The following is an 18,945-nucleotide window of genomic DNA, read 5'->3' on the forward strand; positions in this document are numbered from 1 at the left end:
AGAACAGACTATCCCCTAGTAGCATTATGCCAATAGAGGGTAGTCTGTTTTATTGTGTAAAATCAAATGGAGATGTAAACTTCCTTTATGACGTTTAAAATGGTATTTTGCATAATGTTTGTCGAAAAATAGAGGTATTTGTTAGCTTTGTGTATAATTATTAACGTATAGAATACAAATAAAAGGAGAGTATTATGGGAGTGTATTGGGGGACAAAAAGACATTCTTGGCTTAGTTACGTCTCATTTTGGCTAAGTATTTCATTTTTTATTGTTTTTCTAATTGAAGTGTTTATATTAAAAACACTTTCGAATAGCTCGGTGCAAATTGTTAAATATTTTTATTTTATATTTGTACCAGTAAATATTTTTCTTAGTTTAAAGTTACTATTTAAGAAGAATGAAAAGAAAGCGTTACCTATTTTTAGTTTCATTGTCTCATTATTATTTGCAATTTTAATAATCGTATTAGTTTTAGCAGCTATAGGGAAGGTCTTTTGAGGGGAGTGGTATAAGTCACTCTCCTTTTTTATTTGTGGTAGTCTTACTATATATAAAAGTGTGAATGCTGTGAGCTAATAAAAGCAGAGAGTAGACAATATTTGCATGGATTAAAGTCTGTCGTTATTTGAACTTGTAAGAGTGTATGGAGTAATGAGGTAATATACATAATAATGGAGATAGAATTAGTTATTTTATAAGTATGTATGAAGCAAATGAATACGGTAAGAACGTTGATATATGGTACAATAGCTATGGATAGTGATAGAGATAAAGGGTATATAAAATACTCATCGTTTTTTAGTAAGAGAGGGGTTATCTTATGCTATACGAGGATTTGGAGACATTATTTCAAACAGCTCCGAAAGAAGATAGAGGCGGATGGAAATATATAATCCAAGAACAAAATAATACATTTAAAATTGTTGATGAAATACTGAAAAATCAAATGAGTGTCGAATTATATTTTAATGAATACGATGAGGTGAAAATCACTTTATATAAAGATGGAATTCCCATTACGACTATGCAAAGAATTGCGATTTCAAAAGTTGAATTAGACGAAGATGAAGAAGGTATTCAATTTGTTTTAGAGCGCATGCCTAGTCGAATGATTCGGTTGCAGTTAAAGCCATATTTAGCATTAGAAATGGGACCGTACTGGGAAGTATGTGATGATTGTGAATGAGCATAAAAAAGCATCCAATAACATGGATGCTTTTTTATGTTTTTTGAAGTTGTTTAAACGCAATGATTGGCAGTATAACAATACTTACCCATCCGATGATAGGATATAGAATGTGAAGTAAGTCACTGTAACCGATGTAGCTAAAGCAATAACTAATTAGTAAAATGAAGAAAATAATATTGTTATTTTTCCACCCAGTAATAGATTGCATCTGTTTTGTCATTCCGAACACATTACCAACTAAAGTTGTGAAAACTTCACCGAAAATAATGAGAACGAAAAAGAAGTGAAAAGTTGCATTAAATCTTCTTATGACTTCAGCCATTGGGATGTTATATTGGTAAAATTGATCGACTGATAAGATTGCTAAATGGCTGCATAATAAAATTAAAGAAAGTCCAGCACCACCCAAAATCCCACCCCAAAAAATAGCTTTTCGATCTCTTACTTCACTGGCTAATGGGACGAGAACACTTTGGGCGAGAGAAAGATTTAAGGCGACATATGTAATAGGGCTAGTAATCCATTTCATATTCCAGTTCTCTGCAGGAATAGTGTTATTAATGGAAGGTGTACCGTGAAAAAAGGTTGTAATAGCAAGTCCGATAATAAAAATCATCATAATAGGTACGACAAGTGTATTTACTTCAAAAACACCTTGTAATCCGCGGCTACTTATAATAAGACAAGCGATAACTGTAATAAGAATACCGAGTTGTCTTGGTAAGCGAAGTTGCTCTTCAAATACTGCACCAGCCCCTGATAACATAACGCTCGTTACGCCGAATAAAACGAGTAATAATAATGTGTTTACAACATTCCCAAATACATCCCCAAATAAATATTTGTTAAATTCTTGCGCTGAAAATGCCCCGATTTGTGATGAAAGTAACATCATCTTTGTGCCAAGCCAAATAAAAAAAAATCCACTTACACATATGCCAATTGTCCCGTATAATCCATTCACTGTGAAAAATTCAACAATTTCTCGTCCAGTAGCAAATCCAGCTCCAACGACAGTTCCGATATAAGTAGCGGCTACTTTCTTTGCTACTTGCCATTGTTGATTGTCCATGTTATCCCTCTTTCTACTATGATGAGCTTGATGTACTATTATGCATATGTATGAGCTTGGACAATTAGACGTATGAAGTGCTTGAAAAAATACATGAATTTAATGATATTAGGGAAGCATTAAAGGTGTTAAAACTTTGTTACATATAAGCCAATTGTTCGAAAGGAAAGGGAATGTATGGTAAAATGTAATTAGGTTATTAAAAGATAAACATTACAAAATGATAAGAGGAGTGATTGTATGAGTACGAAAACAAATGTTGTTGAAGTATTAAACAAGCAGGTAGCAAACTGGAATGTGTTATATGTTAAACTACATAATTATCACTGGTATGTGACAGGGCCACACTTCTTTACATTACATGAGAAATTTGAAGAGTTTTATAATGAGGCTGGAACGTATATTGATGAGTTAGCAGAACGTATTTTAGCTTTAGAAGGTAAACCATTAGCGACAATGAAAGAATATCTCGCAACATCTAGTGTCAGCGAAGGGACAAGCAAAGAATCTGCAGAAGAAATGGTGCAAACATTAGTGAATGATTATTCTGCACTTATTCAAGAATTAAAAGAAGGTATGGAAGTTGCAGGTGAAGCTGGCGATGAAACATCAGCTGACATGCTGTTAGCAATTCATACAACATTAGAACAGCATGTATGGATGCTAAGTGCATTCTTAAAATAACGATAAATATAATAGAAACCCATTGAAAAATTATTTCAATGGGTTTTTTTATGATTTTTCAGTTTTCTTTTATGCTATAATATAGTAAAAAGGAGGCGATGCGATGTTTCGCTTTTTCAGAACTGGAAAAGAAGAGCGGGAAATTACGAAAGATGAATTAGAACAAGCGATGGCTCAGTTTTTAGAAACGAATGCTAATATCGTTTATACAGTATTAGTAAATGAAGATTATACAGTAAATTATGATTTGTTAAAACCGTATTTACCTGCATTTCCAACAAATGATTTTCTCATAACGAAGGAAACGCTTGAGGTATTTGAACATACAGCAGAAAATTTAAGCCTAGTGAAAGAAATTGATGTCGTACAAAAAGCAGTAGACCAATACGTAACAGAAAAAGAAATGTTCCCAATTGTTGAAGGTAGCGAAGATCGCCTCATATGCGGAATGAAGCTAGGACCTTACTTAAATCGTAGCTTAAAAAGAGACTTATATATTTCAGAAAAACATTATTTAGTTTCAAGTAAACCAGATAGAAAAAAACAAAAGAGCGGGTAGATGTAATGAAAACAACAATACATATATTGTTGTCTTTTTTTGTTTGTTAAAATATTGATTTTTCAGTCTATTATTATTTATACTAAATGTATTGGACAGGGAAGAGTAACTATTAAGCATCATTTTGAGAATAAGGTATTGTTAGCGTGGGTTATACAAAGTGGTATAAAGATTCGCAAAAAATATTATAAAAGGTTTCGGGGGAATTGGTACATGAAAAATAGCATGACTTACATTCAATTATTAAATGAAACGTTACGTTGTTATGCAAATAAAGGAAGTTTTGAAGCGTACAATTATATAATGGAAAACGCTACAGGTGTAATAGGGAATGAGGCGCAAATATATAATTTTAAGTATGCACTCGCAAGTGCATCGGGACTTGAAAAAGAAGCATTACATTTAATGAGAGAGGCCATTATAGAAAAGGGATTCTGGTATGGAAATGAGTATTTAATTTCCGACGAAGATTTAAAATCACTACATAAATTTGAAGAATTTCATACAATGGTGCAATTATGTAAAGAAAGAGAAGAATTAGCACATAAAAAGGAAAGACCAGATTTGAAATATATATACAGCAAGAAAGAAGGAAATCTACTACTTACATTGCACGGTGACCAAGAAAATATTCAAATAGTAGAGCCATATTGGAAATCAGTTTTGACACAAGATTACACGTTAGCTTTACCACAGTCTTCACAAATTCAGTTTTCAGATGGATTTGTTTGGGATGATATAGAGAGAGGGAAAGAAGAATTAAAAGGGCATTACAATAAGTTTATAGAAAACCATACAGTAGAAAATGTAATCATTGGTGGTTTTTCTGCAGGGGCAAGAGTAGCTTTATATACGATTTTGCAAAAAGATATAGAGGTTGATGGTTTTGTTTTTATGGCACCATGGCTTCCCGAGATTGAAGAATGGGATGAGTTGCTAAGAGTGCTGCAGGATAAACATATAAAAGGATATATAGTATGCGGGGATCAAGATGAAGATTGTTTCGAATCCACGCAGCAATTTGTACAACTATTAAGAGAGAAGAATATAGAACATAAGTATAAAGTTGTGCCTGACTTAGATCATGATTATCCTATTAACTTTGAAGAGCTATTAAAAGAAGCTATTGAATATATAGGAAATGAAAACAATAAGTAGTAAGAAAAAGAGATGCATCATATGTGATGCATCTCTTTTTAGAATTATAAATTAAAAGCATTTGCTAATAAGCGATAAGAATTTAATTTATGTTCAAATTGATGAGTAATCGTGACAATCATAAATTCGTCAGTATTGTATGCTTTGCTTAAGTTTATTATTTTTTCTTTTACAGAAGACGGATCACCAACAATCATACGTTGACGATTTTCTTTTATACGGAATAAATCATAAGCGCTGTATGAATAATTTTGAGCAGTTTCAATAGAAGGTGTACCAGTAGTTCGTTTTCCTTGCTCTAATAATAAGATTGATAAATCTAAACTAGAAGCAATTTTTTCCGCTTCTTCATTTGTTTCTCCGCATATAACAAAAATGGCAACGATTGAATTAGGCTTATCTCCTAAAAATGAAGGCTGATATTGTTCTTGGTAAGCCCTCATAACTTCAGGGCCTCCGAAGCCATTAATAAATTGCGCAAATGCGAAAGAAGCTCCGTTGTTTGCAGCAATTTTAGCGCTCTCTCCGCTAGAACCGAGCATCCACATTTTAGGAGACGTTGGGATAACTGGAGTGGCTTTTAAGTTTGCATAGTGATGGTTTTCTGGTACTTGATCATGTAAGTACATTGCAACATCTGCAATTTGTTCTGGATATTGATCAAGTGAGACCATTTTCCCTTCTTGAAGTGCGCGAGTTGCTATTGGCATACCACCAGGAGCTCTACCAACACCGAGATCGATACGATTTGGATACAGTGCTTCTAAAACGCGGAAATTCTCAGCGACTTTATATGGGCTATAATGCGGTAACATAACACCACCTGAACCGACTCTAATACGGTCCGTTTTCGCGGCAATATGAGAAATAAGTATTTCTGGACTTGAACCAGCTAAGCTTACGGAATTATGATGTTCGGATACCCAAAAACGTGTGAATCCGAGTTTTTCAACTTCTTGTGCAAGCGTAACTGTATGTGAAAAAGCTTGGGCTGCTGTGCTACCATCTGAAATAGGTGATTGGTCTAATACACTTAACTTGATCATAGAATATACCTCTCAATCTTAATGTACATCCTATTATATATTTACTTATGAAAAATGCGTAGTGAAATGCTCAAAATGAAAAGTGGATAATCTTATTTCCGCTTTTAACGAGAAAATCCGCGTTCATAATGATTCATTTCGACCAGATTTAAAATATATTCATAGTTGTCAATTTCACATTTTAGCTGTTCACGTTCTTTTTCAGATAGTGTCATATTGCTAAGTTTTTTACATAAGTTTTGTTTCTTTAATTCTAAATGCTTTTTTGTAGCGTGATAATCATAAGTATGTTTCATTTTTTAGTCACTCCTTCGTTGCGGTTGTTATATTATACGAGGCATAAAGAAATATGAAATCTGTCTCTTATGTACTTTTAGTGAATATTCAAATTGCAATGGTGTTATGTTTATGGGGATCTATGAATAAAATGCACTAAACCACTAACGTCTATTTGATGAAGTAAGGGGTGGAATTGTGCAGAAAGATATAATGTATAACACTGAAATGGATGAAGCGTTAAAAGTTATAGATAAAGGATTGAAGAAGACGATAAGTCCAAAACAAATCATTATTGTGGGAGCTGGTATGGCTGGATTAGTTTCAGCATCTTTATTAAAGGCTGCAGGACATGATGTGAAAATTTTTGAAGCAAACAACCGGGTAGGTGGCCGTATAGAGACAGTTAGAATGGAAGATACCGGATTATATTTAGATGTTGGAGCAATGAGAATTCCGTATACACATACATTAACGATGGCATATATAAGAAAGTTTGGGCTACAGGTGAGTCCTTTTATTAATAGGAATGAGACGGATATTATCTATGTAAATGGACGGAAAACGACGTTGAAACAATATGAAAAGGATCCGAGTATTTTAAGGTATCCTGTGGAAATGAACGAAGTGGGAAAAACGTCTGAAGAACTATTGTTACTAGCAGTACAGCCGATAATAAATTTTATTAAAAGAAATCCAGAGAAAAATTGGGATGTTGTAGTGAAGGATTTTGGGAGATATTCCACAGGACAATTTTTGAAGTATCATCCTTATCAGTATAATACTTACTTTTCGCCAGTAACAATTGAGATGATCGGTGTTCTATTAGATCTAGAAGGTTTTTTAGAACGGTCGTTTGTAGAGACTTTACGCTTTCTATACATTATGCAAGAGGAGAGCGGATTTTGTGAAATTGTGGGCGGGAATGATAGATTACCAAAGTCATTTTTACCGCAATTAGAAGAAAATATTATATATAATCAAAAATTAATGAAGTTACATCAACACGATAATGGTGTGACAGCTTTCTATCGGAACGAGGAAACTTTTGAATATAGCAGTATTACAGGAGATTTAGTTATTGTTACCATTCCGTTTTCGACAATGCGTTTTGTAGAAGTAGATCCGTTTGATTCTATATCTCATGAAAAATGGAAAGCAATTCGTGAATTACATTATATGCCTGCGACGAAAATAGGAATTCAATTTAAAAGCCGATTTTGGGAAGAACAAGGACAATTAGGTGGCAGAATTATAACAGATTTGCCAATTCGTTATGCCTATTATCCAAGTTATGGAATTGGTGAGAAAGGACCGGCTATGATGTTAGGTAGCTATACATGGTCTTATGACGCATTGTTATGGGATGGTTTATCGAAAGGTGATCGTATTTATTACGCATTACACAACTTAGCAACAATATTAGGTGGTCAAGTGTATGATGAGTTTATATCTGGAATATCAAAAAGCTGGACATTGGATCCGTATGCGCTTGGAGGATTTGCACTTTTTCAAGCAGGTCAAGAATCTGAGCTGCAACCAGCGATTGTCAAACCAGAGGGGAGAATATTCTTCGCTGGAGATCATACAACGCTATATCACGGATGGATTCAAGGTGCGATTGAATCTGGAATTCGTGTAGCGGCGGAAGTGAATGAGTAAAAGGTTTTTAATTCAGAAAATTCTTTACTATATAACTTGAGATGGATATTATTATATATAAAAGAATTATGGGGAGTGTTTACAGTGAATCCGTTATTATTCGATTTTCCTTCTGAATTTTATACTGACAGGCTTTTTATTCGAATGCCGAAACCAGGAGATGGTAAAGTTGTATATGATGCAATTCAGGCTTCAATACAAGAACTGAAACCTTGGATGGTGTTTGCACAAAAAGAGCAAACAGAGCAAGAAATAGAAGAAAGTATTAGAAAATCACATATTCAATTTTTGCAACGTGAGGATTTAAGATTACTAGTATTTTCGAAAGAAACAGGTGAATTTATTGCTTCAGCCGGATTACATCGTATTAATTGGGATATACCTCAATTTGAAATCGGATATTGGATTGATACAAGGTTTAGCGGAAAAGGCTATATGGTAGAGGCTGCGAAAGGTATAACGGATTACGCTTTTTCTGAATTGAAAGCAAACCGTGTAGAAATTCGTTGTGATTCTTTAAATAAGAAGAGTAGAGCGATACCTGAGAAATTAGGCTTTAAGTTAGAAGGTACGTTAGAAAGTGCGAGTGTTGCGGTAGATGGAAATGGATTAAGGGATATGTGTGTATTTGCAATGACGAGAAATACATATAAAAAAGAAGAGCTGTAAAGAAACAGCTCTTCTTTTTGTGTATTATGGTACAGGATGTCCATTAGAGCTTTCGAAAATTGTAAACCATTGTTGACGATCTAAGTTAACGTTTGTAGCAAGAGCGGCCGTTTTTACGCGATCTAATTTACCAGAGCCAACGATTGGCATCATATTAGCTGGATGAGCAAGTAACCAAGCATACATAACCGTATCGATACTAGAAACACCTAGCTCAGTAGCAACTTTTTGCATAGTTTCGCGTACACGTACGGCACGTTCGGATTGACCAGTAAAAATTTCCCCACCAGCAAGAGGTGACCAAATCATTGGATTGATTCGTTTTTCTTGGCATAAATCAATTGTCCCTTTTTCAAAATGCTCAAGCTGCAATGCAGAAACTTCAATTTGGTTCGTAATAAGCGGGAAATCTAAGTACGAACTTAACATATTAAATTGTGAAGGTAAGAAGTTAGATACACCGAAGTGACGAACTTTTCCTTCTTGTTTTAATTGTGAAAAGGCTTTTGCCACTTCATTTGGATCCATAAAAGGATCGGGACGATGAATAAGTAATACGTCAATATAATCTGTATGTAAATTTTTAAGTGATGCTTCTACACTTTGCATAATATGCTCTGCACTAGTATTGTAGTGAGCCACATATCGCTCTGGAAATTTCGGTGATGGGGGAGCGATTCCACACTTTGTAATAATTTGCATGTTTTCTCGTAAGGAAGGCTTTAATTGTAAAGCTTCGCCAAATAACCCTTCACATGTATATGCGCCGTAAATATCAGCGTGATCAAAAGTAGTAATTCCCATATCCATACAATCTTCAATGAAAGAAAGTAATTCTTGTTTCGTCATATTCCATTCTGCTAAACGCCAAAATCCTTGAATAATACGAGAAAATTCTAGCGTTTCGGCCATTTGAACTCGTTCCATGATAAGTACCCCCTTGATGAATGATTATTATTTTGAAAAGGCTTTCTTACTACATATTATTATATAGTTAGAGGGGCGTACAAACAATAAATATGTTTTGCTATAAAAACGATTTTTTCTATCATGCCTTTCGAGAGGACTCCCACCTCTAAACGTAAATGAAGGTGGTGAGGTGAATCGAAAGAAATATTTTATTTTCAAGCAAAAAACAGAAACGTATGTTCCGTTTTTGCTATAATATCCTTAACAGGAGGTGAATAAAATGACAAAGGAAAATCCATCAAACTATAAAACTCTTCAAATCTGGATTAAAAAAGGGCATCGTATGTATTCTTATTTTCAAGAATGTTGTCATAACGCTAAGAACATGTACAACACCACAAACTTTTATATACGCCAGGTGTACACTGGATTAACGCAAGAAAAAGAGTTGCAGCCTTTGCAAAAAGAAGTTCTGGATCATATTCATAAAAATATTGGTAAGATGAATGACACACAACGTCTTGCCTATCAGAAGAAATTGGAAAAAGAGAAATTAAAGCCTAAAGAAGAACAGAAAGAGATTACATGTAATTTGTTTTCAGAACCTAATTTTGAAAAACCTTATGTAGATTACAACTTTCTAGATGCACTATTTAAGGCTATGATTCAAAATGATTATCGAGCTTTGCCTACGCAATGTAGCCAGTCAATCATGAAAGGTTTGTTCCAAAATTGGAAATCTTTTTTTGCTAGTTTAAAAGACTATAAAAAGAATCCAAACAAATATGCTGGACCGCCTAGAATTCTAAAGTATATTCGTTCTTCTGAAAAAGAGATTCTGTATACAAACCAAGATTGCATCATTAAAAACGATAGATTTTTAAAGTTTCCAAAGACGAAATTGCAATTAAATATTGGGAAACTAGGTTTCACTGAGGGTAAACTGAAACAAGTTCGTGTGATTCCAAAATACAATGAATATGTAGTGGAATTGGTAATTGATGTTCCTTCTGAACAACAAATGATTGAAGAGAATGCTCGTTATATGAGTATTGATTTAGGGATTGATAACCTTGCAACCATCGTAACAAACACAGGTATGAAACCTGTCCTTGTTAAGGGCAAACATGTCAAAAGCATAAATCAATATTACAACAAAATGAAGAGTCATTTTACAAGCGTTCTTAGAAATGGAAAACAAATAGAGCGCGGCATATATCGTTCAGCAAATAAAACTTTAATTCATGCAGATGTAAATGCTGCGGCTAACATTTTACGAAAGGTAATCCCAAATGCATGGACAAATGGGATAGAGGGGTTAGGCGTGAAACAGCTCGCTAATGTGTTAACTCCCCTGACGTTAATCGTCCGTTAGGTCGAAACGTTAGAAACCCCCACTTCAAGATTTGCTAAGTGGGGGGGTGTTCATATGCTATAATGTAGAAACATATAGCTAGAAGGAGATGTACGAAATGATTCCAGTAACAATATTAACTGGTTTTCTTGGATCTGGGAAAACGACATTATTAAATCGTATTTTATCAGAAAATCACGGTAAGAAATTAGCGGTGATTGTAAATGAAATAGGGCAAATTGGCATTGATAATCAGTTGATTATGAATGTGGAAGAAGAAATTATGGAAATGACAAATGGCTGTTTATGCTGTACTGTACGTGAAGATTTACTCGTTGCTTTAAAACAGTTACTGGACGTAAAAGCGGAAGGGAAAATGGATTTTGATGGTTTAGTAATTGAAACGACTGGCCTTGCAAATCCAGGCCCGATTATTCAAACATTCTTTTTAGATCCAGTCATTCAATCTGCTTACCAAATTAACGGTGTTGTAACGGTAGTAGATAGTTATCATATACATAAACATTTTGAAAAAGGATTAGAAGCAAAAGAGCAAATTGCGTTTGCTGATGTCGTTTTAGTAAATAAATTAGATTTAATTGAAGAGAATGAGAAAGAAAATCTCTTGCATGAAATTCAAGGAATTAACCCGACTGCAAAGTTAATTGAGGCGACTAACTGTGAGGTAGATATACCATCTTTATTACAAATCCAAACGTTTAAAACGAAAGATACGTTGCAAATTTACCCTCATAAAGAACATAACCACTTAGAAGGTGTGAAATCATTTGTATTACGTGAAGAACGTCCGCTGGATTTACAAAAGCTTAATGAGTGGATGTCAGCTGTCGTTCAAGAGCTAGGGGAATATTTATATCGTTACAAAGGAATTTTATCGATAGATGGAGTAGATAAACGTATCGTTTTCCAAGGTGTACATACGTTATTTGCTGCTTCGTACGATAGAGAGTGGCAAGAGGGAGAAGAGCGAGTAAGTGAAGTAGTTTTTATCGGAAGAGATATTAATAAAGAGTGGTTCCAAGAACATTTCGAGGAGTGTGTGAAATAAGTCTGCGTAAATTGTAGGCTTATTTTTTATGAGCACTCTATTAGATTGTAAAACAGAATTAAATAAGGGAAAGAAACTAAAAATTGATAACTGTATAATAAAAAGCCTGTTTTCACAGGCTTGTATTTTCGTCTATTAGTAACTCCATTACAACACCTACAACTGGACCTTCATCATCAATATCCCCATTTAAGCGGAAACCAAATGATTCATACAGTCCCATTGCAAGTTTGTTGTCTGGATGTAAACTTAAGTAAATTATTTTACATTCAAATTTTTCTTGTAAGAATTGAATGAGTAATCGAAGGAAACGTTTTGCGTATCCTTTTCCTTGATATTGTTGGTCAATCATAAAGCGATCGAGCCATACACTTTTATGTTTTACTGAATACCATCCATACATTGCGTATCCTACAAGTGTTTCGCCATCATATAAACCTACTGACGTTCCGTTTCCTTCATATAATGATTCTGCTAAAGAAAACGCGTTACTTTCAATAAATTGTTGCTGATCTTTTGCGACGTCTAAAGCAACTACTGAACGCCAATTTTTTGCTGTTACTTCACAAATGTGAAGATTCATAATTCCAACTCACCTTCTAAATTAATATAGCTTTCAAGCTAATATGGATAATTTTACTTGTTATTTTGGTCAAGTCAAGGATAAATACATAAAAAGGCAGCTGAATAACAGATTCAGCTGCCTAGAAAATATAATGGATTAGTTTGTTGCTTCTTTCAATGTATTTACGTTTTCTTCCATTAAAGTGAAGTAATCTTTATTATTTTTTGCATCATCTTCAGAAATAGTAGCTAAGTGATTTAAGCGTAAAACTTTTGTACCAGTTTCTTTTTGAATTACGGATGCTACTTTTGGAGTAGAGAACGTTTCGAATAAAATATATTTTAGATTATGTTCTTTTACTGTTTTTGTAATGTCAGCAAGCTGCTTTTGAGATGGTTCATCAGAAGCTGAAATTCCAGCGATAGGAATTTGTTTTAGGCCGTATCGTTGTTCCCAGTAACCATAGGCAGCATGAGAAACTAAAATTTCTTTCGTTTTTGCGTTCGCTACAGCTGCCTTAAATCCATCGTCTAAATCAGTAAATTTAGTTTGAAGTGCTGCAAAGTTTTTTTCGAATTCTTTTTTATGTTCAGGTTGTAATTCTACAAGTGCATTTTTAATTTTTTCTGCTTGTTTCATTGCTAGAGTAGGATCTAACCAAACATGTGGGTCTTTATCGTGATGATGTTCATCTTCTTTATGGCCATCTCCATGATCATGATGCTCTTCTTCAGTAGAAGCACGAAGCTCAATACCTTTAGATGCATTTACAATTTTAACATTTTCTTTTTGTAATGTTTTTTCCATTTTTTCAGCAAATGGTTCTAATTCAGCGCCGTTATAAACAAATAAATCGGCTTTTGCAACTTGTACTGTTTGTTTTTGACTTGGTTCAAATGTATGTGAATCTGCACCAGGTGGGTAAATTGCTTCAACATTTACATAGTCGCCACCAATTTTCTTTGCGAAATCAGCAAGTGGGAAAATCGTTGTATAAACTGTTAGCTTTCCATCTTTCTTGGCATTACTTTCTTTTTTATTTGAGCAGCCAGCGAAAATTAAGGTAAAAATAAGTAAGAATGAAAATATAGTCAATCTTTTAGGCATGAAGTTCTCCTCTTTTCTTTTTTACGGATATATTTTCCCCAATTATAGAAGAAAAATATCATTTTAATACAAAACGGAATAATTACGTTTTAGTTCGCGAACTTAGTATAATACATCTTTAATAAAGTTGCAATAAATAATAATCATTCCGATTTGTTTTTGTTATAAAGTTGTCAAATATAGGTGTATTATTTTTGCAAATGCATGCATATGTGACAACGCTGTTTTCATATATTGAAAAGGAGGTAAAGAGGGGGATGAGCGCTTGGGTTACTTAATGGAAGCTATTTTATTAATATTAGCGGTAGTATTGCCATTATCTTTCGTATTAATTTTTTTAAGAAGATTAATAAGTAATTTAGGGGACGCTACAACAATAACGAAATTACAAGAGAGAGATGAGAAAAAAGAGTGAGTAAAGCACTATGCGTACGCATAGTGTTTTACTTGTGGTAAAATAAGAGCAGGAAACTCCTAAAGGTTGTATTTTACTGAAGGAGAGAAAAGTAAAATAAGAGGTATATGCATATATGAATAAGCGAACAGCGTTAATACTTGGTGCAAGTGGTTTAGTTGGACAAGAGATAACGCGTCTATTACTTGAATCAGATTACTACGATTCGGTTACTATTTTTGTAAGAGAGCCAATGCAATTGCAACATGAGAAGTTACAGCAGAAACAAGTTGATTTTTCGGTATTAGAGGAATATAAAGAGTTCTTTGCTGTGGATGATGTTTTTAGTTGCTTAGGAACAACAATAAAAAAAGCAAAAACAAAAGCAAATTTTAAAAAAGTAGATTATGAATATACGTTACGAGCTGCTTGTTTAGCTGAAAAACAAGGGGTACAAAATTTCCTTGTCGTGTCTTCTATGGGAGCGAATCCTAAATCATTTTTCTTTTATTCACAAGTGAAAGGGAAAATGGAAGAAGAATTGCAAAAGTTAGTAATCGGTGGTATTCACATTTTTAGACCATCATTATTAGTAGGAAATCGACAAGAATTTCGTTTCGGCGAACAAATGGCTGAAAAGTTATCTCGTATTATTCCTTTTATATTTAAAGGGGCTTTCAAAAAGTATAAACCAATTTCAGCTAAAGATGTGGCGAAAGGGATGTATATAACCGCGCTGCGAGAAGAATCGGGTATCCATACTTATAATTCAAATGAAATTACAACGATAGAATAAATAAAACCGAGAAGAATGACTTCTCGGTTTTATTTATTCGTATGAATTTTCCCTGGTGCTCGCTTGTATTGATATGGTTCTTGCAATTCAAAGCCAAGTTCATTGGCCGCTATTCTCGGGAAGTACGGATTGCGAAGTAACTCACGTCCGATGAAAATTAAATCAGCTTCGTTATTATTTAAAATTTGCTCTGCTTGTGACCCAGTCGTAATCAATCCAACTGCACCAGTTGCAATGTTAGCATGCTCTTTAATATGTTTGGCGTATTGTACTTGATAACCGGGATACACATCAATATGTGCTGGTACAACTGCGCCAGAACTACAATCTATTAAATCTATTCCCTGTTCTTTCATCCACTTTGTATACTGAACATAATCTTGAACCGTTAGCCCGTCAGGGTGATAATCATTTGCTGAAATACGAACGAATATTGGTCCGTCCCAAACTTCATTTACAGAGTCGATAATTTCGCGTAAGAAACGATAGCGGTTTTCAGGTGAGCCGCCGTATTTATCCGTTCGTTTATTAGTAAGTGGTGATAGGAATTCATTGATAAGGTAACCGTGAGCGCCATGTAATTCGATAACATCAAATCCGGCTTGTTTTGAACGTAACGCGGCCCTCTGAAAAGCTAATATAGTCTCTTTGATTTGCTGTATATTCATTTCTACTGGTATCTTCATCTTATCATTAAAAGGAATTGCAGAAGGAGCGAAAGCATTCGTATCTAATTCAGCTTTTCTTCCGGCGTGAGCGAGTTGAATGGCAGCTTTTGCGCCGTTATCATGTATAAAAGTAGTCGTTTTATGTAAGCCTTCAATTAGGTTGTCATCCCAAATACCTAAGTCTTTGTTAGAAATTCGTCCTTCAGCTAACACCGCAGTTGCTTCAACCATAACTAAACCTACTTGGCCAGCAGCGCGAGTTCCATAATGAATGAGATGAAAATTCGTAACGCTGCCATCCTCATTCCCCGATGAATACATACACATAGGCGACATAACGATACGATTTTTTAGTGTAACGTTCTTAATTGTATAAGGTGAAAAAAGCTTGGAATTCATCAAATAGCCTCCTTGATTGAATTTTCTTATATTTTACCATTCTCTTTTTTGTTTCTCTAATAAAACGCTTATACGAAAAATTTTGTATATTCGTGTTACAATGACTAATATGAACTGAATTGGAGGATGGCATATGTACCAGGCTTATTATGAAAGCGAAGTAGGTTTGCTTGAAATTACAGCGAATCAAGAAGGAATTACGTCTGTTATATTTGTTGATGAACGACAAGAAGAAAATAAAAATGAAATGATAGAACAATGTATAAATGAGTTAGATGAATATTTTAAAGGGAAAAGAAAAGAGTTTACGGTCCCGCTGTCTGCGGAGGGAACAGCATTTCAAAAAAATGTATGGGATGCACTTTATACTATTCCATACGGCGTAAGTGCTTCATATTTAGATATTGCAGAGAAAGTTGGAAATATAAAAGCTGTACGGGCAATAGGAGGGGCAAATAGTCGGAATCCAATTTCAATAATTGTTCCATGTCACCGTGTAATAGGAAAGAGTGGAAAGCTTGTTGGATATGCTGGTGGTTTATGGAGGAAAGAGTGGTTATTAAAACACGAAGGTATTTTGAAATGACGTATGGATGGGAAGAGGGATTGTTTTGAAATGTATAAATTGTGGGCAACCTTGCGAGGAGGAACAGTTAAATTGTGCAAGTTGTCAGCGAAACTTGGATAATGAACAAGAGGAAGGTAGCTCGTTAATAGATAAAGAACTGGAAGTATATGTAGGGAGACAATATCCGTATTACAAAAGGAAATGGGATCTTGAGAATAAGCGGATTGCTAGGTGGAGCTGGAATGGTTGGGCTGCTATTTTCAATATAGGCTGGCTAGGATATCGTAAGTATTATGTACCAGCTGCTTTATTTATGTTGTTATTAGTAGCGTGTGATGCATTTTCGTATTATATGGGATTTAATGTAGCGTTGCCAATCATTAATATGGTGCCTCTTACGTTTTTATTACTCATTTTTATTCTGTTTGGAATGGGGATTTTTGCAAATGGATTATACTATCAATTTGTGGAAAGACGTATATACCGAATAAAAGCAAGAGAAATAAAAGATAAATCAGTTGAAAACTATCTAATCAATGATAGCGGCGGAACGAGCAAAATGGGAGCGACAATTGTTACTATTTTAGCAGTTGCTAGCATATTTTTTAGCCATTTCTTTTTTCCGACTGATCGAGACGTTATTCAAAAGGTTCGTACAAGCTCGCTTTATGAATATCCTTTCTTTTCAATAGGTGAATCTTTCGAAAATTATTTTCAAAATTCAGGTTGGATATATTATCGTGGAACGGAAGGGTTAGAATTAGTAGAATTCCAAGGGTATAACACCGGAACGCCAAGACAAAAGGTGAAGATTCAATTTGTTGTCGATTATAAATTAGGTGAAGTGGAACCATACTCACTTATGGTTAATGGTGAATCTAAAACTGAAGAAGAGTTTTTGAAGCTGATGGAAGAAATATTTAAAGTTCAAAATCCATTTGATATAGAGGATGGATTACAAGTAAATGCTATTCAAGAAAGCGGCTGGAAAGAAATTTCCGATCGCTTTTTTCTATGTTTGTTAAAATAAATATTTAAAATAATCAGAATTTTTTGTATAATGAAATATATTATATAGGATTTAACTTATACATATAGATTGGGGGAAGGAAGAATGAAGAGAAAGACAACAACAATTGCTGCACTTGCGTTAACGACGAGTGTATTGGTTGCAGGATGTGGGAATGGTGAGAAGGCTTCGACAACGAAGAAAGAATCGAATAAGGGAATGGCCGATAAACAAGTTTTAAATTTGCTAGAAACAGCTGAAATTCCTTCAATGGATACATCTAAATCAACAGATTCTGTATCTTTCCGTGTATTTGTAAATGCAATGGAAGGTTTATATCGTCTAGATAAAGATAATAAACCAACACCAGGTATGGCAAAAGATGTGAAGATTAGTGAAGATAAAAAGACATATACATTTGAATTACGTGATGCGAAATGGTCAAATGGTGATCCAGTTCGAGCACAAGATTTTGTATATGCATGGCAACGTACATTAGATAAAGCATTAGCGGCAGAATATGCATTCATTTTATTTGATGTGAAAAATGCACAGAAAGTAAATAAAGGTGAATTACCAGCAGATCAATTGGGTGTTAAAGCGAAGGATGATAAAACGTTGGTAGTAGAATTAGAGCAACCAGCACCTTATTTTCTTGAGCTTACGTCGTTCCCTACATTTTTCCCATTAAATGAAAAATATGTGAAAGAGCAAGGAGATAAATACGGATTAGAAGCAGATAAATTATTATATAATGGACCATTTACAATGAGTCAATGGAAACATGAACAAAATTATCAGTTGAAGAAAAATCCTAATTATTGGGATAAAGATACTGTAAAATTAGACGAAATTAATGTAAGTATTGTGAAGGAAACAAGCACGGGAGTAAATTTATATGATAGTGATCAAGCAGATCGAGTTATTTTAACTTCTGAATTTGTTGATAAATATAAAAAGAATAAGCCAGATGAATTTAAAACGAAGTTAGATCCACGCATATATTTCTTGCGTTTTAACCAAAAAAATGTAACATTTAAAAACCAAAAAGTACGTGAAGCGATTGATTTAGCATACGATAAAAAAGGAATTGCTGATGTCATTTTAAATGACGGTTCATTGCCAGCATATTTCTTAGTACCTGAAAAATTCACGACAGGTCCGGATGGAAAAGATTTCCGCTCTGTAAATAAAAACTTCCGTGATAGTAAAGATAATGCAGAGAAAGCAAAAAAATTATGGGAAGAAGCGAAGAAAGAGCTTGGTCAAGATACAATTACGGTTGAATTACTAAACGATGATAACGGTAGCCGTAAAAAAGTAGGCGACTTTATTAAGGAAGAACTAGAGAAAAACTTGCCTGGTATTAAAGTAAATTTGAAACAGCAACCATACAAGCAAAAGCTAGATTTAGAAAAGAAATTCCAATACGAATTCTCATTATCTGCATGGAGCCCTGATTATCCGGATCCAATGACTTATATTGATATGTTTGTTACTGGAAGCTCATTTAATGAAATGGATTATTCTAATCCGAAGTATGATGATTTAGTAGCGAAATCAAAAGGAGAGCTATTAAAAGATGATAAAGCACGCTGGAATGCACTTGCGGAAGCTGAAAAAATCTTAATTGGTCAAGACGCAGCAATTTCTCCTACGTACCAACAAAGTACAGCTTATTTAGAGAAGCCGTTTGTAAAAGGCATTGCTAACCATACGTTTGGCGGGGACTTCAGTTATAAATGGGCATATATTACAAAAAAATAGTATAATGAAAGGTGAGTGAATTT

The 18,945-nt window shown here is 34.2% G+C and carries 21 protein-coding genes; 14 read left to right on the forward strand and 7 right to left on the reverse strand.

Going from position 1 to position 18,945, the window contains the following annotated elements; translation table 11 throughout:
• Positions 1–194 precede the first annotated feature (194 nt).
• Complete coding sequence (locus tag V7S45_RS09565) at positions 195–500, forward strand: hypothetical protein (protein ID WP_000539569.1); 306 nt, start codon at positions 195–197, stop codon at positions 498–500.
• Between the two features lie 322 nt (positions 501–822).
• Complete coding sequence (locus tag V7S45_RS09570; protein WP_000965068.1) at positions 823–1,188, forward strand: DUF3979 family protein; 366 nt, start codon at positions 823–825, stop codon at positions 1,186–1,188.
• Between the two features lie 34 nt (positions 1,189–1,222).
• On the opposite strand, the gene V7S45_RS09575 is transcribed toward V7S45_RS09570, so the two are convergent.
• Positions 1,223–2,263, reverse strand: coding sequence for a GerAB/ArcD/ProY family transporter (locus tag V7S45_RS09575; RefSeq protein WP_000370205.1), 1,041 nt, complete (start codon positions 2,261–2,263; stop codon positions 1,223–1,225).
• Between the two features lie 240 nt (positions 2,264–2,503).
• Between V7S45_RS09575 and V7S45_RS09580 the strand changes: the two genes are divergently transcribed.
• From V7S45_RS09580 to V7S45_RS09590, 3 genes are all read left to right on the forward strand, one after another.
• A complete protein-coding gene (locus V7S45_RS09580) occupies positions 2,504–2,947 on the forward strand; it encodes a Dps family protein (RefSeq protein WP_000105199.1) in 444 nt (147 codons plus the stop codon).
• A gap of 103 nt (positions 2,948–3,050) precedes the next feature.
• Positions 3,051–3,506 carry a DUF3939 domain-containing protein gene (locus tag V7S45_RS09585; RefSeq protein WP_000488210.1) on the forward strand — a complete coding sequence of 152 codons (456 nt, stop codon included), beginning with the start codon at positions 3,051–3,053 and terminating at the stop codon, positions 3,504–3,506.
• A gap of 213 nt (positions 3,507–3,719) precedes the next feature.
• On the forward strand, positions 3,720–4,664 hold the full coding sequence (locus V7S45_RS09590) for an alpha/beta hydrolase (protein ID WP_025687608.1): 945 nt from the start codon (positions 3,720–3,722) through the stop codon (positions 4,662–4,664).
• Positions 4,665–4,708: 44 nt separating this feature from the next.
• On the opposite strand, the gene V7S45_RS09595 is transcribed toward V7S45_RS09590, so the two are convergent.
• Together V7S45_RS09595 and V7S45_RS09600 are read right to left on the reverse strand one after the other, a co-directional pair.
• Positions 4,709–5,710, reverse strand: a complete 1,002-nt coding sequence (locus V7S45_RS09595; protein WP_342761758.1) for an LLM class flavin-dependent oxidoreductase — start codon at positions 5,708–5,710, stop codon at positions 4,709–4,711.
• A gap of 104 nt (positions 5,711–5,814) precedes the next feature.
• Positions 5,815–6,006, reverse strand: a complete 192-nt coding sequence (locus V7S45_RS09600; protein WP_000683366.1) for a DUF3896 domain-containing protein — start codon at positions 6,004–6,006, stop codon at positions 5,815–5,817.
• A gap of 178 nt (positions 6,007–6,184) precedes the next feature.
• Between V7S45_RS09600 and V7S45_RS09605 the strand changes: the two genes are divergently transcribed.
• Both V7S45_RS09605 and V7S45_RS09610 read left to right on the forward strand, forming a co-directional pair.
• Positions 6,185–7,648, forward strand: coding sequence for a flavin monoamine oxidase family protein (locus tag V7S45_RS09605; RefSeq protein WP_025687611.1), 1,464 nt, complete (start codon positions 6,185–6,187; stop codon positions 7,646–7,648).
• 84 nt (positions 7,649–7,732) lie between these two features.
• The gene (locus V7S45_RS09610; protein ID WP_001068745.1) at positions 7,733–8,317 is read left to right on the forward strand and encodes a GNAT family N-acetyltransferase; all 585 of its coding nucleotides are present in this window, start codon (positions 7,733–7,735) and stop codon (positions 8,315–8,317) included.
• Between the two features lie 24 nt (positions 8,318–8,341).
• On the opposite strand, the gene V7S45_RS09615 is transcribed toward V7S45_RS09610, so the two are convergent.
• Entirely contained in the window at positions 8,342–9,244 is a 903-nt protein-coding gene (locus tag V7S45_RS09615; RefSeq protein WP_025687612.1) for an aldo/keto reductase, read from the reverse strand.
• A gap of 262 nt (positions 9,245–9,506) precedes the next feature.
• Here V7S45_RS09615 and V7S45_RS09620 point away from each other — a divergent pair, with 262 nt between their 5' ends.
• Both V7S45_RS09620 and V7S45_RS09625 read left to right on the forward strand, forming a co-directional pair.
• The gene (locus tag V7S45_RS09620; RefSeq protein ID WP_342761759.1) at positions 9,507–10,601 is read left to right on the forward strand and encodes a transposase; all 1,095 of its coding nucleotides are present in this window, start codon (positions 9,507–9,509) and stop codon (positions 10,599–10,601) included.
• Positions 10,602–10,698: 97 nt separating this feature from the next.
• Positions 10,699–11,649, forward strand: a complete 951-nt coding sequence (locus tag V7S45_RS09625; protein ID WP_000613422.1) for a GTP-binding protein — start codon at positions 10,699–10,701, stop codon at positions 11,647–11,649.
• Between the two features lie 112 nt (positions 11,650–11,761).
• On the opposite strand, the gene V7S45_RS09630 is transcribed toward V7S45_RS09625, so the two are convergent.
• Together V7S45_RS09630 and V7S45_RS09635 are read right to left on the reverse strand one after the other, a co-directional pair.
• Complete coding sequence (locus V7S45_RS09630; RefSeq protein ID WP_001048677.1) at positions 11,762–12,232, reverse strand: GNAT family N-acetyltransferase; 471 nt, start codon at positions 12,230–12,232, stop codon at positions 11,762–11,764.
• A gap of 138 nt (positions 12,233–12,370) precedes the next feature.
• Complete coding sequence (locus tag V7S45_RS09635) at positions 12,371–13,321, reverse strand: metal ABC transporter substrate-binding protein (RefSeq protein WP_001126148.1); 951 nt, start codon at positions 13,319–13,321, stop codon at positions 12,371–12,373.
• 265 nt (positions 13,322–13,586) lie between these two features.
• On the opposite strand from V7S45_RS09635, the gene V7S45_RS09640 reads away from it, so the two are divergent.
• A complete protein-coding gene (locus V7S45_RS09640; protein WP_000540932.1) occupies positions 13,587–13,736 on the forward strand; it encodes a hypothetical protein in 150 nt (49 codons plus the stop codon).
• 115 nt (positions 13,737–13,851) lie between these two features.
• On the forward strand, positions 13,852–14,511 hold the full coding sequence (locus V7S45_RS09645) for an oxidoreductase (protein ID WP_001042735.1): 660 nt from the start codon (positions 13,852–13,854) through the stop codon (positions 14,509–14,511).
• A 29-nt stretch (positions 14,512–14,540) separates the two neighbouring features.
• On the opposite strand, the gene namA is transcribed toward V7S45_RS09645, so the two are convergent.
• The gene (gene namA, locus V7S45_RS09650; protein ID WP_025687615.1) at positions 14,541–15,578 is read right to left on the reverse strand and encodes an NADPH dehydrogenase NamA; all 1,038 of its coding nucleotides are present in this window, start codon (positions 15,576–15,578) and stop codon (positions 14,541–14,543) included.
• Positions 15,579–15,711: 133 nt separating this feature from the next.
• On the opposite strand from namA, the gene V7S45_RS09655 reads away from it, so the two are divergent.
• The 3 genes from V7S45_RS09655 (at position 15,712) to V7S45_RS09665 (ending at position 18,922) form a co-directional block, all read left to right on the forward strand.
• A complete protein-coding gene (locus V7S45_RS09655) occupies positions 15,712–16,164 on the forward strand; it encodes a methylated-DNA--[protein]-cysteine S-methyltransferase (protein WP_000283912.1) in 453 nt (150 codons plus the stop codon).
• 25 nt (positions 16,165–16,189) lie between these two features.
• Positions 16,190–17,176 carry a DUF2628 domain-containing protein gene (locus tag V7S45_RS09660; RefSeq protein WP_002164561.1) on the forward strand — a complete coding sequence of 329 codons (987 nt, stop codon included), beginning with the start codon at positions 16,190–16,192 and terminating at the stop codon, positions 17,174–17,176.
• A gap of 84 nt (positions 17,177–17,260) precedes the next feature.
• Positions 17,261–18,922, forward strand: a complete 1,662-nt coding sequence (locus tag V7S45_RS09665) for a peptide ABC transporter substrate-binding protein (protein WP_025687478.1) — start codon at positions 17,261–17,263, stop codon at positions 18,920–18,922.
• Positions 18,923–18,945: the final 23 nt, after the last annotated feature.

Origin of the sequence: Bacillus sp. BR3(2024), from assembly GCF_039134555.1 — a bacterium.
GTDB classification, from domain to species: domain Bacteria; phylum Bacillota; class Bacilli; order Bacillales; family Bacillaceae_G; genus Bacillus_A; species Bacillus_A cereus.